Annotated in this window: 24 protein-coding genes; 16 read left to right on the top strand and 8 right to left on the bottom strand. The window is 66.2% G+C overall.

Features of this window, described 5'->3' with window-relative positions; genetic code table 11:
* Nucleotides 1–9 precede the first annotated feature (9 nt).
* The 3 genes from hpnE to GPX89_RS25640 all read right to left on the bottom strand — a co-directional run bounded on the left by hpnE (nt 10) and on the right by GPX89_RS25640 (nt 4,415).
* Nucleotides 10–1,398, bottom strand: coding sequence for a hydroxysqualene dehydroxylase HpnE (hpnE, locus tag GPX89_RS25630; RefSeq protein WP_157390638.1), 1,389 nt, complete (start codon nt 1,396–1,398; stop codon nt 10–12).
* A 290-nt stretch (nt 1,399–1,688) separates the two neighbouring features.
* Complete coding sequence (locus GPX89_RS25635; RefSeq protein WP_235947999.1) at nt 1,689–3,245, bottom strand: LCP family protein; 1,557 nt, start codon at nt 3,243–3,245, stop codon at nt 1,689–1,691.
* Nucleotides 3,246–3,419: 174 nt separating this feature from the next.
* Nucleotides 3,420–4,415 (bottom strand): helix-turn-helix domain-containing protein, encoded by a 996-nt coding sequence (locus GPX89_RS25640; RefSeq protein WP_157390209.1) that lies wholly within the window; start codon nt 4,413–4,415, stop codon nt 3,420–3,422.
* A gap of 250 nt (nt 4,416–4,665) precedes the next feature.
* Between GPX89_RS25640 and GPX89_RS25645 the strand changes: the two genes are divergently transcribed.
* Complete coding sequence (locus GPX89_RS25645; RefSeq protein WP_207710603.1) at nt 4,666–5,124, top strand: hypothetical protein; 459 nt, start codon at nt 4,666–4,668, stop codon at nt 5,122–5,124.
* A 101-nt stretch (nt 5,125–5,225) separates the two neighbouring features.
* Here GPX89_RS25645 and GPX89_RS25650 read toward each other — a convergent pair whose 3' ends face one another.
* The 3 genes from GPX89_RS25650 to ligD form a co-directional block, all read right to left on the bottom strand.
* Nucleotides 5,226–6,632: an amino acid permease gene (locus tag GPX89_RS25650; protein ID WP_157390211.1), complete on the bottom strand. Its 1,407-nt coding sequence runs from the start codon at nt 6,630–6,632 to the stop codon at nt 5,226–5,228.
* A 174-nt stretch (nt 6,633–6,806) separates the two neighbouring features.
* Nucleotides 6,807–7,220 (bottom strand): pyridoxamine 5'-phosphate oxidase family protein, encoded by a 414-nt coding sequence (locus GPX89_RS25655; protein WP_040816457.1) that lies wholly within the window; start codon nt 7,218–7,220, stop codon nt 6,807–6,809.
* Nucleotides 7,221–7,291: 71 nt separating this feature from the next.
* The gene (gene ligD / locus GPX89_RS25660) at nt 7,292–8,230 is read right to left on the bottom strand and encodes a non-homologous end-joining DNA ligase (RefSeq protein ID WP_157390639.1); all 939 of its coding nucleotides are present in this window, start codon (nt 8,228–8,230) and stop codon (nt 7,292–7,294) included.
* Nucleotides 8,231–8,468: 238 nt separating this feature from the next.
* On the opposite strand from ligD, the gene GPX89_RS25665 reads away from it, so the two are divergent.
* From GPX89_RS25665 to GPX89_RS25675, 3 genes are read left to right on the top strand one after another with little or no spacing between them, the layout of a single operon-like run.
* On the top strand, nt 8,469–8,936 hold the full coding sequence (locus GPX89_RS25665; protein ID WP_157390212.1) for a hypothetical protein: 468 nt from the start codon (nt 8,469–8,471) through the stop codon (nt 8,934–8,936).
* Between the two features lie 24 nt (nt 8,937–8,960).
* Nucleotides 8,961–9,113 (top strand): hypothetical protein, encoded by a 153-nt coding sequence (locus GPX89_RS25670; protein WP_157390213.1) that lies wholly within the window; start codon nt 8,961–8,963, stop codon nt 9,111–9,113.
* Nucleotides 9,114–9,155: 42 nt separating this feature from the next.
* Nucleotides 9,156–10,073, top strand: a complete 918-nt coding sequence (locus GPX89_RS25675; RefSeq protein WP_157390214.1) for a 2-hydroxyacid dehydrogenase — start codon at nt 9,156–9,158, stop codon at nt 10,071–10,073.
* A 14-nt stretch (nt 10,074–10,087) separates the two neighbouring features.
* Here the strand turns inward: GPX89_RS25675 and GPX89_RS25680 are convergent, their stop codons facing one another.
* On the bottom strand, nt 10,088–10,678 hold the full coding sequence (locus tag GPX89_RS25680) for an Rv1733c family protein (protein ID WP_456237940.1): 591 nt from the start codon (nt 10,676–10,678) through the stop codon (nt 10,088–10,090).
* A 114-nt stretch (nt 10,679–10,792) separates the two neighbouring features.
* Nucleotides 10,793–11,911, bottom strand: coding sequence for a site-specific integrase (locus GPX89_RS25685; RefSeq protein ID WP_157390216.1), 1,119 nt, complete (start codon nt 11,909–11,911; stop codon nt 10,793–10,795).
* Nucleotides 11,912–12,725: 814 nt separating this feature from the next.
* On the opposite strand from GPX89_RS25685, the gene GPX89_RS25690 reads away from it, so the two are divergent.
* From GPX89_RS25690 to GPX89_RS25745, 12 genes are all read left to right on the top strand, one after another.
* Nucleotides 12,726–13,838: a DUF4192 domain-containing protein gene (locus tag GPX89_RS25690; RefSeq protein ID WP_157390217.1), complete on the top strand. Its 1,113-nt coding sequence runs from the start codon at nt 12,726–12,728 to the stop codon at nt 13,836–13,838.
* Nucleotides 13,839–13,981: 143 nt separating this feature from the next.
* Nucleotides 13,982–14,803 (top strand): DNA-processing protein DprA, encoded by an 822-nt coding sequence (gene dprA, locus GPX89_RS25695; protein ID WP_328602378.1) that lies wholly within the window; start codon nt 13,982–13,984, stop codon nt 14,801–14,803.
* Nucleotides 14,800–15,180, top strand: a complete 381-nt coding sequence (locus GPX89_RS25700; RefSeq protein WP_157390219.1) for an Rv3235 family protein — start codon at nt 14,800–14,802, stop codon at nt 15,178–15,180. Before dprA ends, GPX89_RS25700 begins: the two co-directional genes overlap by 4 nt.
* Nucleotides 15,181–15,526: 346 nt before the next feature.
* The gene (locus tag GPX89_RS25705; protein WP_157390220.1) at nt 15,527–15,898 is read left to right on the top strand and encodes a hypothetical protein; all 372 of its coding nucleotides are present in this window, start codon (nt 15,527–15,529) and stop codon (nt 15,896–15,898) included.
* Between the two features lie 110 nt (nt 15,899–16,008).
* A complete protein-coding gene (locus tag GPX89_RS25710) occupies nt 16,009–16,590 on the top strand; it encodes a hypothetical protein (RefSeq protein ID WP_157390221.1) in 582 nt (193 codons plus the stop codon).
* A 74-nt stretch (nt 16,591–16,664) separates the two neighbouring features.
* Complete coding sequence (locus tag GPX89_RS25715) at nt 16,665–17,897, top strand: hypothetical protein (RefSeq protein WP_328602319.1); 1,233 nt, start codon at nt 16,665–16,667, stop codon at nt 17,895–17,897.
* A 140-nt stretch (nt 17,898–18,037) separates the two neighbouring features.
* Complete coding sequence (locus GPX89_RS25720) at nt 18,038–18,262, top strand: hypothetical protein (protein WP_157390222.1); 225 nt, start codon at nt 18,038–18,040, stop codon at nt 18,260–18,262.
* 101 nt (nt 18,263–18,363) lie between these two features.
* Nucleotides 18,364–20,136 (top strand): ParB/RepB/Spo0J family partition protein, encoded by a 1,773-nt coding sequence (locus GPX89_RS25725; protein WP_157390223.1) that lies wholly within the window; start codon nt 18,364–18,366, stop codon nt 20,134–20,136.
* Nucleotides 20,137–20,238: 102 nt separating this feature from the next.
* Nucleotides 20,239–21,087 (top strand): bifunctional DNA primase/polymerase, encoded by an 849-nt coding sequence (locus GPX89_RS25730; RefSeq protein WP_157390224.1) that lies wholly within the window; start codon nt 20,239–20,241, stop codon nt 21,085–21,087.
* A 672-nt stretch (nt 21,088–21,759) separates the two neighbouring features.
* Nucleotides 21,760–22,269 (top strand): single-stranded DNA-binding protein, encoded by a 510-nt coding sequence (ssb, locus tag GPX89_RS25735; protein WP_157390225.1) that lies wholly within the window; start codon nt 21,760–21,762, stop codon nt 22,267–22,269.
* A gap of 112 nt (nt 22,270–22,381) precedes the next feature.
* Complete coding sequence (locus GPX89_RS25740; RefSeq protein WP_157390226.1) at nt 22,382–22,681, top strand: hypothetical protein; 300 nt, start codon at nt 22,382–22,384, stop codon at nt 22,679–22,681.
* Between the two features lie 105 nt (nt 22,682–22,786).
* Nucleotides 22,787–23,104 (top strand): hypothetical protein, encoded by a 318-nt coding sequence (locus tag GPX89_RS25745; protein ID WP_157390227.1) that lies wholly within the window; start codon nt 22,787–22,789, stop codon nt 23,102–23,104.
* Nucleotides 23,105–23,552 lie beyond the last annotated feature (448 nt).

The raw sequence follows: 23,552 nt of genomic DNA on the forward strand, positions 1-23,552 counted from the left end.
ACTGGCTGGTCAGCGGGTCACGGATCGGTCGGTCGTCCGGTGGGCGGCGGGCAGGGCGAGCAGCAGGTCAACGGCCTTCGCGGCGCTCTGGGCCGCACTCTCCATGGTGGCCGACCAGTCGGTTCGGGTCCAATCTCCGGCCAGCACCAGGGTGGGCACCGAGGTCCGTTGCCCGGGCCGCAGGCCGTCGGTGCCGACCACCTGGGAAAAGGTGGCGCGCGGCATCGGAACCACCTGCGCGTGCAGCACTTTCGCCTCCGCGGCGGCCGGGTAGTAGCGCCGCAGCAGCGCCATCTGCTCGTCGACCACCTCGTGGTGCGGCTTGTGGATCTGCTCGTAGGCGCCGCTGGTGGTCAGGCAGTACAGCCAGCCGTTGAGGGTGCCGCGCCCGTGCATGCGCTGCCGGTCGAACACCTCGTCGATGACGCCCGCGCCGCCGATGAGGGCCTCCATCGCGGCCCGGGTGCCGAGCGGGCGATCCAGGTAGAGGTTGGTGCTGACGATCGGGGTGTAGCCGAGTTTGTCGGCGGCCGAATAGATCTCGTCGTGCTCGGGTAGCTCGTCGAGCAGCCCGCCGATATAGGAGTTGGGGACCGCGCACACCACCGCGTCGGCCGGTTCCACCTCGCCGTCGGCCAGGACCACCCCGGTCACCGCGCCGTCCTCGATCCGGATGCGCCGCGCCACCGCACGGTATTTCACCTCCACCCCCTGCCGGTCGAACACCCGCTTCGCGCCCGAGACGAACAGCGTGTCGAGGTCGGTGGTCGGATAACCGATCGTGACCGGCCGCAAATGCCTGACGCCCAGCCGGATTCCGGTGGCCATCACGTCCGCGAACACCTTGGCCGACTCCTGCCGCACCGGTTCGGCCGCGATGCCCAGCGCCAGCCAATCCCACAGCGCCTCGCGTGCGGTCTCGGGCATGCCGACCCGCCGCAGCCACTGATCGGTGGTCAGATCGGCCAGATCGCCAGGCTGCCGCAGACATTGCCAGCCGAGCCGCAGGGTGGCCGTCGCGGCGCGCAGCCGATCGGCCTTGCTCGCGTCGGGATGCGCCCCGAACAGCGCGCGGACCGCGGGGAATCCCTTGGTGCCCATGGTGACCACGCGCCCGCCGGGCCAGCGCAGCGCACCGCGCTGCGGAAAGGCCACATACTGCCGGGTCCCGACACTGTTCAGATATCGGAACAGATGCTGGTACCCGCTGGCGATCACATGCTGCCCGTTATCGGGCACATCGCGCAGCGGCGCGACCTCGAGCGAATGCGTACGCCCACCCAGCCGCCCGCGCCGCTCCAGCAGGACGACCCGCTTCCCCGCCTCGGCCAGCCACACCGCCGACGCCAGCCCCGCCAATCCCCCGCCGATGACGACATACCGCCGCGGATCGTCCATGAGCGCCCCTCGAACCAGTGCCTGCACCAACGAACCTACGCCCGCCCGGCCGATGCCACCCGCGAATGCGGTTATCCCGCAGTGGATTACCTTGCCCGACACGGGCGCGAGAGCTCCGCTGCACAAACGCCCTCACAATCAGAATTCCGGCGCCGCATCGGGTCCGATCGACCGCGCGGCGGATCTGGAGGGTGACGACCCGGTACCGGGGGTCGGGCTGTACATCCCTGCCGTGTGGCGGCAACCGAGTTGACGCCGCCTTCGCGTTCGCCTGCGCCGAGCCGCCGCACTCACCGGACGCAAGGGATGCCGCCGGTGTCCATTTGGGACAGGTCGGTGGCGGCGGGGGCATTGGTGCCGGGAGCGGTGGCCGAGACGGGGGCGGGTGGGGTGGTCGAGGTCTTGGGTGCGGTGGTCCGAGGGGTGGTTGTGGTCGAATCGGGTTGGTCGGCCACGAGATTCGCGATGGGACCGGTGCGGGCGTCGCCGCCGAGGGTCAGCTGGATGGTTTGGTCCTCGACCTTGGTGGATGGGGTGGCGGTGAGGCCGAGTTGGGTGGCCAGGGCGGTGGCGGCGGATTCGGCGCCGGTGCCGTAGGTGAGCAGGGTGGTGTCTCGGGGTGTGCCGGTGTTCGTGGCGCCGCGGGTGAATCCGCGGGTGGTGAGGACCTCCTGAACCTGGGCGGCCAGGCCGTTCTGCCCGGAACCGTTGGTCACGTTCAGCACGACTCCGGCGGCGTCGGGGATCGCGGTGGTCGTGGTGGGCGCGGGTGTGGTGGTCGTGGTGTCGGAATCGCCTGTGGAGAGCAGGTTCCGCACGATGGCGTGGATCTCGTCGGTGTCGACGATATTGATCGACTCGCCCGCGTCGTCGGTGCCGAAGTCCTTGACCGGCAGGGTGTAGAGGGAGGCTCCGTCGTTGAACAGCGCGGAGGCGCGTTGGGCGAAGGCCAGCGGATCCATGCTCTTGTCGATGGCGGTGTTCTGCTTGGCGATGTCGAGCAGGCTGCGCAGCTTGCTCGGACTGCTCAGGGTGCCGCTGTCGGACAGTTGGCGCAGCAGCGACACGATGAACGCCTGCTGACGGCGGGTGCGGTCGAGATCGGTGAACAGCGGCTGATCCGGGTCGCGGCGCTGGCGGACGAAGGCCATGGCCTGCGAGGCGTCGATCTGCTGCTTGCCCTTCTTGAAATTGGCGCCGGAGTAGCTGTCGGAGGTGTCCTCGTTGAGGCACACCGTGATCGGCTGCACCGCCTGCGCGATCTGGAAGAACGCGGCCAGCGTGACCTCGACGAAATGGTCGACGGGGACATTGCCCAGAAACTTGGTGACGGTGTTGCTTTCGGCCAACCGGCCCGCGTCCCGCGATCGCTGATCGAGTTCCAGCGCGTCCTTGACCCCGGCGGCGGTGAGCTTGTCCTTGGCCCGCGCGTAGGCGAAACCGTAGGCCTGCTTGATCTTTCCCTTGCACGGCGAGGTGGCGCACGACGCGGGATCGAGGGTGACGTAGTCGTCGCGGGGAATGGAGATGGCGGTGGATTTGGAGCCGTCACCCGGAATGTGCACCAGGATCAGCACATTGGAGTTGAACCCGCCCTCGCTGTCGTCCCCCGCGTGCAGCGCGTCGTACATGTCCTGCGGTAGTGGATTGCCGTGCTCGTCGAGCCTGCTGTCGAGCCCCATGATGAGAATGTTCTGCGTCTTACCACTGGATTTGGGCCCCTCCGGGCTGACCCCGGCGAACGTGAGCCCGTTCAGTTCCCGGTGATACTGCCGCCAGGCCGTCCCGGTGGCGACCAGCACCGCCACCGCCACCAGAACCATTGCCGCCCGCCCGGCCAGCAGCATCCGATGCGATCGCCCGAGGCTCTCGCGTGGACGTCGACCGGCGGGCGGGCGGGGTCTGGACCGCCCGGCCGGCGGTAGCGGCACCGTGGCAGGGTCGTACGCCGCCGATTGTCTCCCCCGACGATCACGCGCGTGCGTCATGCCTTCCGAGACTAGCCCGTCACGGCCGGGTGACTACCCCGCAGCGGCCGATGCCGGTAGTTCCGGGATCAACCCGCCCAACGCTCTTTGCGCCAGCCATCGATGACGTTCGTCCATCAGCGAGACCGCGAAATGGTCCGAGGTCGGTGCTTCGGTGTAGCCGATCCGGCCGCCGCTCCCGATGTATTGCTCGATGTAGTTGTACAGAATCGGGCTCTGCGCGCGGAGGCCGGCGACATCCACCTTGAACAGGCAGAAGCCGACGTAGAAGCTTTCGGCGGCGACGCTGAACCGGCACCGTTCGATATCGGCGGGGCTCAACCGTTGCCTCCGGAGCAGGGTCCGGAACTGGCGCACGAGAAGCTCCCGATCCGGCATGTCCGGCGACAGGACGAAATGATAACCGCGCCTTCGGGATAGATTCTCCGCGACGATATCGAAGAAGCGCCCCGCCGCCACACCCTGTTCGATATCGCCCTCGACCGCAACCAGATCTTCCTTGAGATCCATGGCCACGACAATGCTCTCCTCGCTGAATCTCTCCAATTCGAGGGCTTGATAATGGTCGAGCATTCCGGCGAAGGTCGCCGGACGTTTCACCGCGCTCTGCGCGGCTATTGCGATGTGTCCGGCGATTATTTCGCCGATCTTCGCCACGAATGCCGACTGCGCGGCGGCGTCCGCGCGAGCCGTGGCCAGACCGGCTTCCATGTAGCGGGCGATCGGGCCGTAGTCCAGGGTCCCGCTGGAGCCGGCGACGCTGTCCTCGCCGAACATCAAGTAGTCCAACGACACTCCGAAGAGGTCGGCGATGGTCACCAGCTTCTCCACGCTGGGCCTGGTCTGCCCCTTGAGGTACTGGGACAGCGCGGCCGGTGTGATACCGAGATCAGCGCTGACGCGCCGGCGGTTGCCCTGGTAGTCGCCATTGTCGATGAGATGCTTGAGCGTTGCCGCCAACTTGACCTCGCGCATGACCCACCACTCTCGATCCACGGTTGTATCAAGCATAACTTGCCGGTCGAGCAATGACTTTCAAGTGGCACTTTGAATATTAAAGCGTTACTTGACAATTCGGTCACTCGCGACGACCCTCGGATATATTGGGACCTTCGGGCCCCAGCCGCCGAAAACAGAAAATGAACCGAACAAAGAAACCGTCATGCTCTACAACCCGCCACAGAACTACACGAAACTCGACGAACCTCTCGACACACAACCACTTGTTCTGCCGCGGCGCGGTTCGGTTATCGGAACGATCATCGGTCGACCGGACCGCGTGGTAACCGCGGTCCCGCAACCACTCTGGTTCGTGGCGCCGATGCTGGTCCTCCTGGCCGAGCAGGTGTTTCTGCCCGTCGCGGTGCTACCGACCCTGGCGGCGTTCATCATCGCGGCCGGGGCGCAACATCGGCTGGCCCGCGCGAAGAATCGAGACCTCGCCCGATTCTTCGCGCGATTCTCACCGGTGGAGCACCGCTGGGCAATGGTCCTGCGGTTCATCGACACTGAGGGCCGCAAGCGCGAGACCCGTTTCCTCCCGACCCGGTCCATGGAATTGACAATCGACGACCCGATTTTCACCAACGGATGGATCGGCCACCGCGACCGGCTCAGCATCTGGGGTCTGACCAATATCCGCACCGGAGTTCACCGTACGAGCCGCGCCCTGGCCGTCTGGCCCATCGTCCTCACCAGTGTCGCCATCATGGCGCTCACCGCGGCCGCGGTGTTGTGACCTCGGCATCACCGCTGCAACCGGCAAGGTGTCCTGATCGAGAAAGGCCGTAACCACCACGCGGAGTGGCGGTTACGGCCTCGACTTCTTCGGAGGGGCTGTCAGGCAGCGGTTTCCGCGTGTTTGCGGGACAGCAGCGGATAGCCGATGCAGACCAGGGCTCCCCAGACGACGCCGACGATCAGGGCGCTGCGGCCGTCCTCGGTGAAGAACAGCAGCACCACGACCAGGGCCAGGAAGACCAGGGCGAGGGCGGTGGTGAACGGCGCGCCCGGGAGGCGGTAATCGCTGGCGGGCAGCGCACCCTGCTTGACGCGCAGGCGGTAGATCAGGTGGCAGACCAGGATCATGCCCCACACGAAGATGATGCCCATGGTGGACACCGAGGTGATGTAGCCGAAGGCCTTGTCCGGGGAGAAGTAGTTCACGGCCACGCCGATCACCATGACCGCCGCGGAGACCGCGATTCCCGCGGCGGGCACCGAGCGGGGGCTCAGCGAGCCGAGGGCGGCGGGGGCTTCCTCGCGGTGGGCGAGGCTGCGCAGCATGCGGCCGGTCGAATAGATGCCCGAGTTGCACGATGACAGGGCCGCGGTCAGCAGCACGAAGTTGATGATGCCCGCCGCGCCCGGGATGCCGATCTGCTCGAAGACCTCGACGAACGGGCTGCGGCCCGCGTGGAAGGTGCGCCAGCTCGACACCGACATGATCACGATGAGCGCGCCGATGTAGAACAGGCCGATGCGGAAGGGCAGCGTGTTGATGGCCTTGCGCAGGGTGGTCTTCGGGTCGCGGGCCTCACCGGCGGTGACGCCGACCAGTTCCACACCGACATAGGCGAACACGACGATCTGCAATGCCAGCAGCGCCTGGCCGAAGCCGTTGGGGAACACGCCGCCGTCGTTCCACAGGTTGGTGACGGTCGGGTTGGCGGCGTGGCCGAAGTGGAAGATCAGCACGCCGATGCCGATCACGATCATGGCCACGATGGCGGTGACCTTGATGGCGGAGAACCAGAATTCGCCCTCGCCGAACAGTCGCACCGACACCAGGTTGGCGATGAACATGATGCCCAGCACCACCAGCGCGGTCACCCACTGCGGGATGTCGAACCAGTACTGCACGTATTTACCGGCGACGGTGATCTCGGCCATGCAGGTCGCGACCCAGACCGCCCAATACGTCCAACCGGTGGCGAATCCGGCGAAGCGGCCCAGGAACTCGTTCGCGTATTCGGCGAAGCTGCCGGTGACCGGGCGATAGGTGAGCAGCTCGCCCAGCGCCCGCATGATCACGAAGATCGCGAGGCCGGCGGCGAGGTAGCAGAGGATGAGCGCCGGGCCGGCCTTCTGGATCGCGCCGCCCGCGCCGTAGAACAGTCCGGTGCCGATCGCGCCGCCGATGGCGATCATCTGGATGGTGCGCGGGGACAGGCCGCGCGAATATCCCTCGTCCTCGGCGGGTGCGGCGGTACCGGTGCCCGGTAGCTGCCTTTCCGATGCAGTCAAATGCGGTTCCTCTCACGTGCGCGCGACCGGAACTCGCCATTGGTGTCGCGAGGTATCCGGCCGCGCCGAGCTTGCCGGCGGATTGCCGTGCTCGGTCCAACGGCGTGTCACGCTACCGGAGAGGTATTTGGCGTCACAGTCACCGCCGCACGTGGCGTGGTGCGCGGGCGTGGCTCAGCCGGCCTCGTCGATCAGTTCCAGCCCCGTGACGACCTCGGTCTCGATCCGGATGACATGGTCCATCGGCAGGTTTATCCATGGATCGAGCAGAGTCTCGTACCGCTGTACCTGCTCCGGGTCCATCACCACGCGTGCCACCCCGGTGACGATCACGCTCCAGCCCTGCCGGGTGTGCTCGTCGAAGGAGTCGGCCTCGTAGGCCACCACCTGGCCGTCGCCCCGCAACAGGCTTGCGCCCAGATGCGCGCGCACCACCACGACGTCCTCTTCGACGATGTGATTGACAGGCCGGATGATCGGAAGTCCCCGGCGCGAGTAGACAATTCGCCCGTATTGCGCGCTCGCCAGCCGTTTCAGAGAATCGGCAGCCGAGAGCTCGCGCAGCTTTCGTGCCCCAACGCCGCCCATTCCTCCGATTGTGGTCGATCGTGAGGAAATTCGCCAATTGCCTTGCCGCATCTCATGGTTCACTCCCAGCATCAGCGCACCGGCGGCACCTCCACCAGGGCGGGGGGCTTGTCGGTGCGCAGGCCCTTCCAGCTGGGCATGCGCAGGCGTTCGCCGGAGAATTCGCGGTATTCGACGTCGGCGACCAGGATCGGGTCCACCCAGTGCCAGCCGCCCGCAGCGGCTTCCGGCGGGGTGTGTTCGAAAGGGCTTGCCGAGACCGTGATCTCGTCCAGTGCGCGGCGCAGCACACGGCGGGCGGCGTGGGTGAAGCCGGTGCCCACATTGCCGATGAAAACCAACCTCCCCGTATTGTCGTGCGCGCCCATCACCAGCGAGCCGAACGTGGCGCCGAACGCGCCCGCACCCGGCGTCCAGCCCGCCACCACCACCTCGGTGTTCTGCCGCAGCGGCGTCTTGATCCACGCCGGCGATCGCCGGCCGGGCAGATACACCGAATCCGTTCGCTTCGAGACGATCCCCTCGATCCGATGCTCGCGCGCCACCTGCAGCAACTTCTCCGCGTCCACACCGGTCCAGTACGGCGGCACCGAAACCGGTGCGGCGGGGTGCAATTCGGCCAGGCGACCCCGCCGCTCGAGGTACGTCTCCCCCGTCACGTCCAGGCCGTCGACCGTGAGCAGATCGAAGACGAAGAACTGCACGGGCACCTCGGCCACCAACTGCTCCCCCGGCCGCGCCACGTGCATGCGCCGCTGCAGCAGCCCGAACGACGGCGCGCCGTCACGATCCTGGGCGATGATCTCCCCGTCGAGGATCACGGAGGCGTTGCCGGGCAACGCTTTCAACGCCGCGACGACTTCCGGATACGCCGCGCTCACGTCGTTCCCGTTGCGGCTGTACAGGGCGCATCCCCCGCTCTCGCACACCGCGATGATCCGCACCCCGTCCCATTTCATCTCCACCGCCCAGCCCGGCCCGTCCGGCGGTGCGCCCCCGGTCGCCAGCATGGGCGACGGGCCACGACGGAGGGACACGGCCACCGGAGCCGCTACCCGCGCCGACAACCAGGCAATGGGGACATATCCGAAAGTTTGCTACTGAGTTGCCGACTAGGCGCGGCGGCACGCCGAGAACCCCGTACCGCGATCCGGACATAGCCGTCACGGCGTGCGCGAACCGCCGAGACTTGCGGACAACCCGCCGGTCATCGGGTTTGGCCCGGGTAGCAGCGGGCATGTCGACAACATGTTCACAATCATCGGGCTCATCGCTCTGCTGGGTGCTGTGACCGTGGCGGTGGCCGGAATTCAGGCCAACAGCGGTGGCAGCCATACCCTGCCCAACGGGTTCACCGTTTTCGACCACGCCTATGGCGGGTCCTCCGGATTGTTGTTCGCCTACGGAATATTGGTCGGTGCGGTCGGCACGGCGGGATTCATCCTGTTGCTGGCCGGTCTCTGGACCACCTCCCGGCGCGGGGTGGTGGCGCGCCGCGAGCTGCGCCAGTCCCGGCGCGAAATGGCGGCGGCGCGAAAGGAACTCGCAAAACCGGCACCGGCGGCCAAGCCCGCGCGTAGCGTAGATGCGCCCCGGCAGCCGGTGGTTCCCATGACCAAGACCCCGCAACGCCTGTTCGCGCGGCCGACGTGGTCGGTCAACCCGTTCCGCAAGGGCCAGGGCACACCCGCCACCACCGAACCTGCCGCAAAATAGGACTCCGGTCCCAGAGGACATCGCATGCTCGCCGTGCTCGGTCTCGCGTTGATCGACGCCGGCTGGCTCATCGCCACGCCGGCCCTCACCTCCCTCGGAATCATCGTGCTGACCGTCGCACTGATTCGCTGGCTGCTGGGCGCGCCCGCCCGCTATCTCGCTCACCCCCGGTACTGACCGGGACGACCGACTCGCGCCCGGTCGGCTAGCGTCGCAGTCATGACGGTGACGGTGCTGGTTCCGGACGACCATGGTTTCGAGGCGATCTCGCGGCTCGAGGGTGCGCGGCCACTGCGCTATACCCTCGGCGAGCCGCTGCCCGCCGGAGCCGACGAGGCCGAGGTGCTGGTGCCCACCTTCCTCGCCGGTCGCCCCGAGGCGGTCGAGCTGGCGCGCTCGCTGCCGAAACTGCGGCTGGTGCAACTGCTCACCGCCGGGGCCGAGATCTGGGTGGGCAAGCTGCCCGAGGGGGTGATGATCTCCACCGGGCGCGGCGCGCACGGCGCCAGCACGGCGGAGTGGGCGATCACCGGATTGCTCAGCGTGTACCGGGAATTCACCGGTTTCGCGGTGGCCCAGCGCGAGCACCGCTGGACCCAGCACCGCACGGACACCTTGCACGGCAAGCGAATCCTGATCATCGGCGCGGGTGATCTGGCCACCGAGCTGCGGCGCATGCTGGAGCCCTTCGACACCACAGTCGAACTGGTCGGTACGCAAGCGCGCGACGGCGTGCACGGCGTGGACGAGATCCCCGACCTGCTCCCGCATTTCGACGCCGTCGTGCTCATGGTCCCGGTGACCGCGGCCACCATCGGCATGGTCGACGCCGCCTTCCTGGCCCGCATGGCCGACGACGCCATCCTGGTCAATGCCGCGCGCGGCCCGGTGGTGCGCACCGACGATCTGCTGGCCGAACTCCGATCCGGCCGCCTGCGCGCCATTCTCGACGTCACCGACCCCGAGCCGCTGCCCGCCGGCCATCCCCTGTGGGACGCTCCGGGACTGCTGCTGACCCCGCACGTCGGCGGCAGCAGCAACGGCAATCTGCACCGCGGCTGGACCATCGCCGCCGCCGAGATCGCGCGCTACCTGTCGGGCGAGCCGCCCCGCAATCTCATCCACGGCGAATACTGAACCGGCGCAGCGGCTTACAGATCCTTACCGATCGGTCGGTTGATCCCCCGCCACTCGCGCTCCCACCGCGCATACCGTCTGGCATCGAACACGGTGCCGGTGAACCACACCGTCGCCGCTGCGGCACACCAGGTCTCGACCAGCACCGCGAGCCCCGTCCCGATCCCCTCCGCGGCGGCGGCCCCCGGCCGGGCCGGAGCCAGCGTGGGCTGCCCGTTCTTGACCCACAGCGTCACCGTGGACCCCGCGGGCTGCGGCCCGGTCACATCCACGGTGGCCGTCGCGGTCTTCCCGTCGATATTCCATTGCACCGGAGCCTGATACCGATCCTGATGCCCCGCGTAATGATCCGGATCCGGCAGCCGCACCGCATCCGCGGTCTCGGTCGCGCTGACCTTCACCTTCCCCGCGTCCTGCGCCTCGATCCGCGCCTGCGCACCGGTATAACTCACCGACCCGATAGCCCCCGCCACCGGCACCGCCGCGGCCACCACGACCACCGCCACCGCCCGCAACACCACCTCGGCCCGATCCGAGACACGCATGAGCGGACTGGGGTTCCATGGCCGCACGCGCCACAGGCGTGTCGGCAACGAAGGACGCATCGACACCTGGACCGCCTCTCTCCACGCGTCGTCTTACCGGTTACATCGGTAGCTGTACCCAGGTTGATACGCCTTGAACACGTGGAACGTCAAGGTCACAGCGTTGCGAGTACATTACGCGGCCTCCAGACTCACACTTTGCTCACGTTTTGAAGGTCGCAGCGACTCCATCGCCACGACGTTGTCCACTGCTGGACGCGTGTATCCCTCGGGGTCGATGTAGTGCACCGTCGCGATCGTGGACGCCTCCTTGTGCCCCAGTTGGGCACTGGCCCGCAGCGGATCGTTCGTCTTGCCTGCCACGTGTGTCGCGGCAGTGTCTCGGAGGTTGCCGTACTGCACCCATTCCAGGGCCGTGCCCCGAACCACCTTCTGCAGCAGTTGGTCCGCGGCTGCCGTCGACACGAGGCAACCCCGCTTACTCACCAGCACATGGGCCGTCTCCTCGACGTCCCCGGCCAGACGACGCCATTCCCGCAGTTCAACCGTCAGCCACATCGGCAGCGTCAGGTAGTAGAAGCGTCCGTTGTTCTTGCGCTTCTCTTGCCGGAAGGAACCGTGCACACCCTTGACGACTGTGCCGCAGACATGGATGACCGCGCACTCGTCACCCGCCCGCAGATCCACGTCCATCCAACGCAATGCGAGTGCCTCGCCGATTCGCAGGCCTGTACCCAGCAAGAGCAGGAGCAACATCACTCGGTACTTCGTCCACCGAGCGCGAGCGGTGAAAAGGTCATACAGCGCTTCACGTTCCGCCAACCGCAAGGCCCGCTGCTGTCCTCCGCGCGCGGACGGGTTCGAGACGGGAAGCATTGGGCTGTACTTGAAGGGACCATTGAGTACGAGCCGCTTGAAGATGCCCGAGAGGATCGAATAGTGCTGGTGCGCGATACCCGGCGCAACTACCGCGATATCGTCCAGATAGTCGGCGAGATAACCCGAATCGCCGACCTCTCCCAGTGTGAGTCCACCCATCTCGGTTTCCAGCCGTATGGCGTCATCCTTGGACCTCGGCCCCTCGGAGACGTAGATCATTCGCTTGTAGGTGTCCACTGTCTGGCGCTTGATCTCACCTTTGACCACCCGTCGTTCACACACGTCGATGAACCAGTCGAAGACGTCGATCATCTTGTCCTCGGTTGTGAACCTCTTCTGAGCAACACCGTTGCGGCGCTTGCGAACCGATCCCTTGTTACGGTTGACCTCGAATCGTTGCTCCCAGTCCTCCAAGCACTCATCCTGGGTGTAGCCAGACCCGCTCGTGGTCGTGTACGCGCCACTGAAGGTCCTGTGCCGAACACGGTCCAGCCGCCAAATACCGTTAGCATCCTTCACGGGCTGCAGTTGATGCTTCTGCGGACGCCCGCCCGGAACCAACCTTTCCCTCACCAAGCCAGACCCCTTCCCGCCTTACGGATCGAATTCCGTCCGCTCCCACGCGAGGTACTCCTCGCTGGGGTATCGGACGCGCCCACCAGCGAGACGAACGCACCTCGGTCCCTTGCCGATTGATTTCCAGTTCGCGAGCGTCTTCGCGGATAACTTCAACCGGTGCGCGACTTGCGCTCTGGTCAGGTATTCATCGCTGGTAGGCATAGGCGACTCTCCTAATAGTGTCGACGCCAGACAAGAGGCCGGGTGATTGCCTGTCGATTGCTATGGTTTCTCGTTTCGATACTCCTGAGCGGTAATTCCAGGATCGAACGGGCCAGTGAGCCGCTGCAATCAGCTCCTCCACAACCCATATGGGATGTCAGAAAACGACCTTCCGAGCGCCGAGGCGATCGATGCGCCTGTGCCTTCGGGGCGGTGGGCGGGCGCACGCTACACCGGCGGCGCGGGCGGTCAAGCCGCATCGAGTCGGGAGAAGCCGTGCCAACCGGTGCACGGTGTGCTGCGGTGGTGTCTGCTGCGGCTTGACCGCCCTTGTCCGCCGCCGGTGTCAACGCGTTGCGCCCACCGCCCCGAAGGGCGCGGCGCGATCGAAGTGATTCGGTGACGCGTTGCGTCTGTGGGGCTTACTTCGCAACGAAGGAGCCTTGCCATGTCGTCGCAGGTTCACATCGAGGGTCCTGGCGATCTCATTGCCGATATCCCCGCCATGCTCGGATTCGTCCCGGAACGCTCGCTGGTCGTAGTCACGGTCAAACAGCCACCGGGTAACGGTGCGCACGAGGTTCATTCGGCGCTGCGGGTCGACCTCCCACACCGTGCGCGCGGGGCCGATATCCCGCTGGTATCCGAGATCGCGCATGTCTGTTCCGGTCGCGACATCGTGGCCGCGCTGGCTGTTGTGGTTGATGATCGGGTCGCGCCTGCGCTTTGCCCTGGTGCCCGTGCTCATCGCCCGCATCGGGATCTGGTTGATGCGCTGGGTCGGAAATTGGCCGAAATCGGTGTTGTTCTCACCAACGCGTGGGGTGTCACCACGATCGAATACGGTGCGCCCTGGTGGAATTTGGATCACCCGTACGTCCATGGCAGTCTGCCTGATCCGAACGCTTCGATGCTGGCCGTGCGGCGGGTGTTCGAGGACGCTTGCCCGCTCTTCCGCTCTCGTGCAGAGCTTGTGGATCTGGTTGCTGCCGACGAGACCCTGCGGGAGTTGGTGGCCCCAGTTTTGGCGGAGGCGGCCGCGGATGCGCAGAAACGGTTTGTGCGGGCAGTGCGGATCAACAATCCGGATGCGTACAGCCGGATGGCATTGTGGCGGGCGATCGAGGTGATCAAGAGGTCTGCTGACGGGCGAACGCCCGCGCACACGGCGTTGGCCGAAGTTGCGGTCGCCTTACGCGACCTCACCGTGCGGGACACGATGTTCGGCGTCACCGCCGGTGCGTATGCAGTTGCGGCGGAACAGATGTGGCTGACCCTGACCAGGGCGCTCGTGGGGCCGGATCGTGCGGATGCGGCAATGTTGTTGGCGTTCAGCGCCTACCGGCGCGGCGATGGCATCCTGGCGGGGATCGCGCTGGAGTCCGCGCTGGCCGCGAATCCCGAGCATCGGATGGCTCATCTGCTCGACGTGGGTCTGCGGGCCGCGATGGCTCCGGATCGGCTCGAGAAGCTCGTTCGTCACGGTGTCGATTCCGCCGCCGCGTTGCGGGTCGATATCGGTGTCGTGCAGCCGAATACGCCGATGGAGGTCGCGAAGTGAGCACAGCGGATTCCGATCGTCTTGCCTGGGCACTGCTGGCGCGTGCTGCGCGTGGTCCGTCGAGGCCGTTGTTCGAGCTGGTCGGCAGTGTCGGCGTGGTCGAGGCGGCTGCTGTCCTGCTGAGGGGTGGACTACCCGATCCTGTGTTGCGTTCGAGGGTCGAGTTTAGCGGTGGGTTCGAGGCTGCCGCACACGATCTCGAACGGATCGAGCGTTTGGGGGGCAGGTTGGTGACCCCGGACGATGGCGAGTGGCCGAGTGAGTTGCTGTCGTGTCTCCCGTCGGGTTCGCAGAATCCCGGCGATGTGGCGCCGTTGGCGTTGTGGGTGCGTGGTGCGCGTTCGTTGCGGGAGGTCACCGCGCGGGCGATCGCGGTGACCGGCTCGCGTGCCAGTTCCGGATACGGCGATCGGATCGCGACCGAGTTCGCCGAGGATCTGTCCGGCCGGCGGTGGACGGTGGTGTCGGGTGCCGGGTTCGGTATCGATGCGAGGGCGCATGGTGGCGCACTGGCCGCGGGCAGGGCCACGGTGGCGATTCTGCCGTGTGGCCTCGATGTTGCCTATCCGAGCGCGCATCGGCAGTTGCTGGACGAGATCGCGGCATCCGGTGTGGTCGTCAGCGAGTATCCGCCGGGCGCAAGGCCCCATCGGTATGCGCTTCTGGACCGGAACAGGCTGATCGCCGCTTTGTCGGCGGCAGCGGTGACGGTCGAGGCGAGTGTTCGGTCCGGTTCGGCGTCGACCCTGCGATGGGCCCAGCGCTTGGGTCGGCCCGGATTCGCGGTCCCGGGTCCGGTCACCTCGGTTACGTCCGCGGGATGCCATCGGTTCATCGCCGACGGTCTGGCCCAATTGGTCACCTGCGCCGACGATGTCATCGACGGTCTGAGTCAGCCACGAACTGAGAGCGCTTCGCTGCTCGTTCCCGAGTCGGGACCGGCACCCGGCACTGTTGTGCCATGACCGGCTCGTCCAGTTCGGGCACCCTCGAAATGGACACGGTCCGTGCCGATCCCGAGGCTGCCCGTCAGTGGTTGTCGCATTTTCTGGTGATGGTGCTGGAGGTGTTCGATCATCGCCGACCGGCGACTCAGCTGCGCGCCATGGTGTCGGCAAGATTGCTGTCGGCGCTGGTCACACGGTCGCTGCGTGCGCATGGTTGTCATCGGCTGCACTCGGTGCACACATGCTGGTGCGCCGAGGATGTCGTCGAGTTCTGCGCGACGGTCTGGGTCACGCCCCAGAGCGGACCTGCGCGGGCGATGGCCCTCGCGGGCCGGATGGAGCACCAGCGCAAAGGCTGGATCACCACCGAGCTGCGCCCTCCCGGCAACTGGTGATCATCACCTGACAGGTACCTCAGCCCGCCGCGCCGTCGGTATGAACGCGCCGCACAGCGCGGGCTCCGATCGTCGGCTGGCATCGGCATGCCCTCGGGGCCGATGCCAGCCGATCTCCACCGATCACACCAGAAGAAGCGACCAGGTTTGCCGCCTTCTCATCCACTTTCTTTGTCCTACAAGGAGTTCACGCAGGGAGGAGTCCATCAAGGATGCCGATCCAGCATGTCCGCAGACGCGTCGGCGACGGATCGGCAGCGAGACCGAATTCCCAGTTCGAGTGCGGTACGTCGGCAACGAGGCTCGAATCACGGTCACTGCACGTCTTACCGCATGTGATGCAGCGATGCTGGCTTCGCTTCTGCCGCAGGGCTTTTCTGTGAATCGCCGCCATCGTAGCTGGTGGGTTGAACATCCACTGGTGCCGCTGCGGCGGCTATCCGTTGGTGAAACGACCTATCTCACGCTGCCGCCGCGCTGCGAGCTTGGTGAGCACTTCGGTCAAGGCATCATCGCCGACGCCCGGATCATCGTGCACGGGTCCATGTTTCCGTATTCGACGACGGCACACGCGTGCCGAACGCACACGCCGACCCCGGCCTCCATCGTCGCCCATAATGCCGCGCACCACGAAACCGTCGAATCGATCCAGATCACGGACTTGATCTCCGAGCAAGTCATCGCAACCTGGCCCGATCAACCGGCCGACACCAACTGATCGACGCCGTGCTTCGTGCACGCCCAAGTCGCCCGACACCGCCCGTTCCGGCGGTCCCTGAAGTCCCCGTCTGCATCCATATCCCCTGTCTTGGAAAGGATTCCAGTCCGATGTCACTTCCCGATTTCACGCAGCGCGCCAGCGACGGACCGCTCGATCTTCGCAGCGAGTACACCTTGCATCCGACCGACGAGGTCCGGGCCGAGGGGACTGTGCTCGTCGAGCTGTCCGAGCAGATCATGCAGACCGACGATCACCACGAATCGCGGCCGATGGTCGTTTTCCAATTCTGCGGGCTCACGGTGGGCGGCCGATGGATGGCCGCTCCAGCCGCCGCTGTCGCCTTCCGCCCCGCCTGGTCCGGACACGAACCAGGTACCCCCACCCTCGTGCTGGGTGAATCCGGCCGCCTGGTGACCGACCTCGGGCGCCTGCTCGGCAATCAGCCCCAACACATCCAGGACGCCATGGACCGGGTGCTGCAAGCGATCGCGATGCATTTCCTCACCGATATGCGGGTCGCGCACTTCCGGCACGACGCGGCCAATCGCCGTCTGCAGCGCGCCGTCCACACCCATGACCTCGCCGCCATGCGCATGCACGCCGCAACCCTGCGACTGGCCCGCGCACGCACCGAGGTCAACACCGCGGCGGCGCTCGTGCAGGCCGTCCGCGACCACATCGAGTTGTGAGCCGACCGCTCCTGATGCATTTGCGGTCCACACCCAAGTCCGGCTTGAAATCCCTTCCGAGAAAGGACAGTTCGGTGTCGATCTTCTCCAATGTTCGTCATCTGTCGTTGCAGGAGTTGGTGCCGCTGCTCGAGCAGCAGCAGGCCGCCAAAGTCGATGTTGTCGCGTCGGCGGATTCGCTGCGTTCGAACACCGGGATGATGGAGCTGTTCGGTGTCTCCCCCGTGGTCGACGAGCGCGGTGTCACCTCGGTCGATGGTCTCTATCAGCCGACGACCGCGGCCGATGGGCAGATCGCCGACAAGCTCGGTATTCCGATCCGCTATCTGCGCCGGTTGCGGGACCGTGATCGCCTGGATCTGTACGACAGCAACGTCAACGGCTGGCTGCACGGCCCGGTCAGCAATGACCTGCCGGAACCGGATGACCGGTCATTTCTGTTGCGGCTGTTCACTTCTGCGGGGCCGTGTGAGCCCGGGGTGCTGCGGGCGATGGTGTCGGATCGGTACGGGATCATCGACAACCTCGATGTCCTTGCCGCGGTCCTCGACGGCATTCGTGGCGCCGGGGCCGACGTCGAGGTCCGCGACTGCGATCTGACCGAGTCGTCGATGCACTGCAAGGTCTATTCGCCGCAGGTCTCCGCACTCGCACCACGGTTCCTCGAGAACTATCGCAGTCCCTTCGCCAATCCGGAATTGGAAGCCGCGCGCCGAGCGGTCGGAGGCGAGGTGGATCGGTGGCGGCGTGCAGCAGCCTCCGAGGGCAAGGGCTACGAGCCCGGCAGCGAGCCGGTCATGTTCGCAGGGTTCCGGTTCAGCAACGACGAAACCGGTCATCGCGCGGTGCGATTGACGCCCGAGTTGTGGGTGAAGATCTGCGGCAACGGGCTGACGTTGCCGTTGTTCGCCCACACCCACCGGCATATCGGCGAGCGCCTCGACACCGGGACCGTGTCCTGGTCGCAGGACACCTACCGCAAGAAGCTGGCCGTCATCACTGCCGAGACTCGCGACAAGGTTGCCGAATGGTTGTCGCCGGAGTTCTTCGCCGCCCGCGTCGACGAACTCGAACACGCCGCCGGCGCGCCGGTCACTCAGCCCGAACGGACCATGGAGGTACTGGCCAAACGCCTCGGGTTCAGCGACACCGAACGCGGCGGCATCCTGTCGCACTTCATCGCCGGTGGACAGCTCACCGCCGCCGGGATCGCCAACGCGGTCACCAGCTACTCCCAAACCGTGCCCGACCCCGACCGCGCCAGCGCCCTCGACGATCTGGCCGTACATGCGATGACCCTGGTCTGATCGAGACGCTCTCTGCCACATCATGATTCACCAGAAGGTCGACCGAATCCCAACAACTGAACATTTTGTCCCCAACGGGCCAGTCGCCACCAATCACCGGGTGCCTGGCCCATTTTCATCTCTCCAGGAGGTTGAGTTCGATGATCGACACGCTCTCTCGCGAGGAATACGCGCACGCCCAGCACTTCGGGACTGCGGGTTCGGTCTCGCATCTGGATGAACAGACCATCGCCGCATGGCGAGCCGATATCGGCGGCTGGAACGGCAAGCACTGGATCTTCCGCGTCAGCGACACCGGAATCTGGGCGTTGTATCCGCTCAACGTCACCACCCGCACCCAACCACAGGCCGCCGAACACTCATAAACGCTCTCTCCCAGCATCTTTCAATCCAGTCACACAACCGCTACGGGCGGGCATCAGCGATGTCGATGCCCGGCCTTTTCCGTTTCGGAAGGAACTGATCAATGTCCACCACGATCGACACCACCCCGATACCCCCGACACCAACCTCCGGCGAGGACCCCCAACTCAGGATCGATCCGGCCGGTAGAGAGCTTGGCGTTGCCGCTCGAGATGACGGCGACACCGACGCCGTGGAGGCGTTGCTGCTGCCCCCGGCGCAGTTGGTGATCGATGAAAACGTGCGCAAGAACTTCGATCTCGCCGACCATCCCGACGTCGCCGACTCGATCCGCCAGCACGGTGTCCTGATCCCGGTGCTGGGGCATCGCGAAACCGACGGCACCATCACCGTCTGGGAGGGGCAGGTGCGACTGCTGACCGCACTGGCGTTGAAGGTGAAGAAAGTTCCGGTCTGGGTGACCCCCGCGCCGGCCATCGACGCACCCGAACGCGCGATCCGGCGCACGGCGCAGCAGATCACTGCCAACGACTACCGGATCGCGTTGACCGAGGGTGACCGGGCCCGCGGGATGGCACAGATGTACGCCTTCGGTGCCTCACTGGCTCGGATCGGCCGCGAGGTCGGGATCCGCAAGCGGGATCAGGTGAAGCTGGCTGTGGCGGTGGGCGGCAGCGACACCGCCCGCCGGGTCGTGGATTCCGGTCAGCTCGATTTCGAGCAGGCCGCCGTGATCGCCGAGTACGAGGCGGTCGGCGACACCGACGCGGTCGCCAGGCTCATGTCCGTCTCGCGCAGCGCGTTCGGCTACGAAGCCAAACGTATCGGGCTCGACCGCGCCGAATCCCGCTACCAGTTCCTGGAATCGCTGCCGTATGCCGCGCTCGGATTCGGTGTACTCACGACCGAACCCACCGACGAGGACGACCGATTCGTCGCCGACATCGAGTTGCGGACCAGCGACGGCGACCAAGTCACCCCTGCTCATATCCACGCTCATCCCGACTGCTGGGTGGTCTACTGTCTGCCCACCGATGAGCAGGCTCTGCTCGATCGTGACACCGGCGCAACAGTCCATCCCAGCACCGTCGACTGGCACACCAAGGGCCAGCCCGACACCACGCCCGCCGAAGGGATGCGCCACGCCGACAGCGTCGAGCAACGCCAATTGTGGGAGCCCGCCTACTACCTGCGCGCCGAGCGGCTCGCCGACACCGATTTGCGACTGGCCTCCGACTTCACCAACCAGGAGAACGATCCGGCCAGCGTTCCCGATCCGGCCGGTCCCGCCGACTCCGAGCACGCCGATGGCGATTCTGGTGACGTGGATCCGGTTGTCGCTCAGCACCGCCAGGAGGCGGCAGCTGCCGCGGCTGAACGGCGCGCCGAAGCCGAACGTCTCGCCGAGGAAAAGCGGGAACAGGAGAAGCAGGCCGCCCGCCGTGTGCGGGAACTCAACAAGCAGGGCGAGGCGGCCCTGCAGGCAAGGCGGGAATTCGTCACCGCGTTCCTGACCCGCAAGACCCCGCCCGTGCTGGCAGCGATGTTCGTGGCCGAAGCCCTCGCCGACGATCCCGGACTGATCAACGAGTACAACGCCGACAAGACCGCCCACGAGCTTTTGGGGATCACCGGGTGGCGCAGCGAGCTGCTGAAAACGATCAGCGACGCCAAACCCGCACGCTGCCAGGTGATCACCCTCGGCCTGGTCCTCGGCGCCTACGAAAAGCGCACCGGCAAGGACGCATGGCGTCACACCGACCGCGGTGTCCGCCGCTACCTGCACTTCCTCGCCGACAACGGCCACCACCTCACCCCGGTCGAACAAGCCGCCGCAGGCGACCTCGACGCCAACACCATCGATATCGACTCCTGACACCTGATTGCTAGCGGGCGGGCAACCTACCGGTCCGCCCGCCCGCCAGCACCAGGACCAACTCCTCGACACCTTCGAGCGATCTAGTCCCAGGAGTTCCCCATGCCTACCAACCGATTCCGTGCCGCCGCCCACGCCGCCGCGGCCCGTGGCTGGTTCGTCTTTCCACTCCGGCCCGGTTCCAAACGCCCAGCATTGCGCGAGTGGCCCCGCGAAGCCACCACCGACCCCGAACGCATCCGCCGATGGTGGAACACCAACCCGCACTACAACATCGGCATCGCCACCGGCCCCAGCCAACTGCACGTCATCGACCTCGACACCCATCACGGGATCGACGGCCCCGCAGTCCTTCGCCACCTCGCCATCACCACCGCACAGCAAACCTCGCTACTCACCTACACCGTCGCCACACCGTCCGGCACCGGACGCCACCTGTACTACGGGGCCCCACAGGGATTACGACTGCCCAACACCACCGCTCGCCTCGGCCCCGGCATCGACACCCGCGGGCACGGTGGATATGTCGTCGCCGTCGGCTCACACACCATCGACGGCGACTACCGAGTCCTCGCCAACAAACCGGTCGCCGATCTGCCCGAATGGCTGCAGGCACTTCTCACACCGCCACCGACACCACCGGGCAATCCCGGTGCACCGCCACAACATCCCGACGCCTACCTGCAGGCCATCCTCACCGCGGAAACCAGCAAAGTCCGGACCGCAACACCCGGCACACGCAACACCACCCTGTTCCGGGCCGCGCTCACACTCGGACGTCTCATCGCCGGGCAGACACTCGACCCTCACCTCGCCCGCGACGCACTAACCACCGCGGCAGCCATCCACATCGGACATCACGAGTTCACCGCCCGCGAGCTAGAGCGAACCATCACCAGCGGATTCACCATCGGCGCCCGCCACCCACGACACCTCACCACCCGGCGCTAACTTACACCCCCAGACCCACGAAAGGAGGTACAGCATGAGCAGAAAGGGATCCAGTAAGGGCTCCGTGCAGCATTTCCATCGGCTGTCCGACGGAAGCTTGGCTGCTGGCGGTCTGGATGTATGAACGCGGCGACGCGGTGGATCGATATGGAACGCTGGGGAATCCGCCGCTGGCTGTCGACTGCTTACTGCGATGAGCACGGCGACGACGATCTGCGCGATCCGAACCATGTGCATCGTGTCAGGTCGATCTCCTAGACACGATCCATCCCAATCCATACACGCCGCTCCGCCCAAACCCGTTCGCTGCCCTGCTATTCCAGCACCGCAGCAACGAGAGTGAAGGAGGTTGAGCGAGTCATCGGGTATGTCCCGGAGTCCCGGCGATCTGCCCCAAGGGGATCAGGGGTGGGCCGGGTTCCCGCCGATGAACCTGCGCCACGGAATGGGGACGAGCCTCCGCTGCGCTCCGGTCGCCGCAAGCGGCGATCCCCATTCCGCGCCGCAGAACCCCCGACGGCCCTACGGGCCCGGCCCACCCCTGATGGCGGAGCCGCAGATCGCCAGCCCTCCGGGGCACCACCCGATCACGGAATTTTCGGTATCGGGATTCCGGAGGGACGCGGCGGTCTGCCTCTCGCTCTTTCCCTTCGACTCGAGGAGTGCATTGTCATGACTGGAGAAATCATCGTCACGGTGGTCGGCAACCTCACCGCGGACCCTGACTACAAGCAATTGGTCACCGGTCAGGTGGTCGCGAATCTGACTGTCGCGCAGAACTCGCGCGTTTACGATCGCGCCTCGGGCGAATGGCGCGACGGCGCAACGGCGTTCATGCGCTGCGTCGTGTGGGGCGAGATGGCCGACCACGTCGCGGCGAGCCTGTTCAAGGGCGCTCGCGTCATCGTCAACGGTCGACTGCGCCAGCGCAATTACCAGGACCGCAACGATGTCACCCAGTGGATCACCGAGGTCATGGCCGACGACATCGCGGCCTCGCTGCGGTTCACCACCGTCGCGGTCTCCGTCGATGAACCCGAGGGCGCGGGTCAGGTCGAGTTGGACGACGACCCGCACGCGACTGCACCGGTGACGAAGAAGGCACCGGCGAAACAGCCGCCCGCGCGCCGCGGCAAGCCTGCCCTCGTCGGCGCCGGAGTCGGTGACCAGCCCGACTTCTAGTCGCTCACGGCTCCTGCACGGGCCTGTCTGCCCCAACGCCCAGGCCGAACCGCCCCGCGGTCATCGCGGGGCGGGTTCGGGCTGGGCCCAATCCCGTTCGGAGGTGGCCACTATGCCTGCCCACAACACCCCGGGCCGCCGCACGCCAGCCGCTTCGGTCCACGACGAGTTCCCCGTCGACCCGTGCGCATGCAATCTCGATGTCTGCGCGGCGCTGGTCGTGCTGCTGTCGAGGCGGCTGCGAACCGTCGAATCCGAAAACCGCAGGCTCGCATGGCAGGTGCACGAACTCACTCAGGATCGTGACGATCTGCTCGACGCGGTCAACGTCCATGTCTTCTGCGCGCACGAGGAGCGGCTGATCGGCCAGGCCTCCTTCTACGACCGGTCTCCCCACGCCATCCACGGTTGATCGAATCCAGTTCCCCGATCCCGGTATCTGCCAGCAGGTATCGGCGTCCAATCGAGGCACTGCTCCATGCCTGACCATGCTGTCGATCGCAAAGGAGTTGTTCTGATGGGTCTGATCTGGTTGACAGCCGTCATCGTTCTCGTGTCGATGCTGCTGTGGTGGGCGTTCCCTATCCTCGCCCGCATCGTCGGCTTCTTCCTGTTCTTCGACTCACTGCTCACGATCGTGTTCCGCCCAGCGCACGCCATCCCCTCCAGACTGCCCTGGCTGGCGCTCGGCTTGTTCATTTGGCTGCTGGGACATTGGACATGGGCCTTCAAGCACGGACTGTGGGAATCCCGTGTCGCTCTGCGGATCTTCCGCCTGCCCGGCCTGCGCCGCACCATTCCCCGCTCCACCCTCATCGACAACGACCGGTGGTGAGTCTCCCGCCCCGGCCAGCGTGGCCGGGACGGATTCGAGTGGCAGGCGCAGCAGCCGCCGCACACGCACCGCACTGAGCCCGGTGATCTCACACAGCTGGGCTTCACCCATTCCCCGCGCGTGCAGACGACCGAGCGCGGCTCCCGCGCCCGCTTCGGCGTCCGCCTCGGCCTGCTGGTAGCGCGCATTCACTGTCGCGATCGCCGCATCGCGCCGTCGACCGGCCCGTTCCCACCGACCGTGCTGCTTGCGGAATTCGGCAAGATCGGCTTCGTTGGTCTTCAGCACGCATGCCTGCTCGGCCAACATCCGTGCAGTCACCTTCCGCGCCCACGCGCGCGCAGTCACTTTCTCTGCCATCCCGTACCACCTTTCTCGTCGATGGTCCCGTCAGCGCGAGCTCGCCGCGCCGCGCACCGCTTCCTTCCATTCATCACCTTCTATTTTT

This window comes from Nocardia terrae (assembly GCF_009760405.1).
GTDB classification, from domain to species: domain Bacteria; phylum Actinomycetota; class Actinomycetes; order Mycobacteriales; family Mycobacteriaceae; genus Nocardia; species Nocardia terrae.

Coding starts and splice junctions, on each gene's coding strand:
- hpnE (WP_157390638.1), bottom strand. CDS start 1,398: ATGGACGATCCGCGGCGGTATGTCGTCATCGGCGGGGGATTGGCGGGG.
- GPX89_RS25635 (WP_235947999.1), bottom strand. CDS start 3,245: ATGCTGCTGGCCGGGCGGGCGGCAATGGTTCTGGTGGCGGTGGCGGTG.
- GPX89_RS25655 (WP_040816457.1), bottom strand. CDS start 7,220: ATGGGCGGCGTTGGGGCACGAAAGCTGCGCGAGCTCTCGGCTGCCGAT.
- ligD (WP_157390639.1), bottom strand. CDS start 8,230: ATGCTGGCGACCGGGGGCGCACCGCCGGACGGGCCGGGCTGGGCGGTG.
- GPX89_RS25665 (WP_157390212.1), top strand. CDS start 8,469: ATGTTCACAATCATCGGGCTCATCGCTCTGCTGGGTGCTGTGACCGTG.
- GPX89_RS25670 (WP_157390213.1), top strand. CDS start 8,961: ATGCTCGCCGTGCTCGGTCTCGCGTTGATCGACGCCGGCTGGCTCATC.
- GPX89_RS25675 (WP_157390214.1), top strand. CDS start 9,156: ATGACGGTGACGGTGCTGGTTCCGGACGACCATGGTTTCGAGGCGATC.
- GPX89_RS25680 (WP_456237940.1), bottom strand. CDS start 10,678: ATGCGTCCTTCGTTGCCGACACGCCTGTGGCGCGTGCGGCCATGGAAC.
- GPX89_RS25690 (WP_157390217.1), top strand. CDS start 12,726: ATGTCGTCGCAGGTTCACATCGAGGGTCCTGGCGATCTCATTGCCGAT.
- GPX89_RS25700 (WP_157390219.1), top strand. CDS start 14,800: ATGACCGGCTCGTCCAGTTCGGGCACCCTCGAAATGGACACGGTCCGT.
- GPX89_RS25705 (WP_157390220.1), top strand. CDS start 15,527: ATGCTGGCTTCGCTTCTGCCGCAGGGCTTTTCTGTGAATCGCCGCCAT.
- GPX89_RS25710 (WP_157390221.1), top strand. CDS start 16,009: ATGTCACTTCCCGATTTCACGCAGCGCGCCAGCGACGGACCGCTCGAT.
- GPX89_RS25720 (WP_157390222.1), top strand. CDS start 18,038: ATGATCGACACGCTCTCTCGCGAGGAATACGCGCACGCCCAGCACTTC.
- GPX89_RS25725 (WP_157390223.1), top strand. CDS start 18,364: ATGTCCACCACGATCGACACCACCCCGATACCCCCGACACCAACCTCC.
- GPX89_RS25730 (WP_157390224.1), top strand. CDS start 20,239: ATGCCTACCAACCGATTCCGTGCCGCCGCCCACGCCGCCGCGGCCCGT.
- ssb (WP_157390225.1), top strand. CDS start 21,760: ATGACTGGAGAAATCATCGTCACGGTGGTCGGCAACCTCACCGCGGAC.
- GPX89_RS25740 (WP_157390226.1), top strand. CDS start 22,382: ATGCCTGCCCACAACACCCCGGGCCGCCGCACGCCAGCCGCTTCGGTC.
- GPX89_RS25745 (WP_157390227.1), top strand. CDS start 22,787: ATGGGTCTGATCTGGTTGACAGCCGTCATCGTTCTCGTGTCGATGCTG.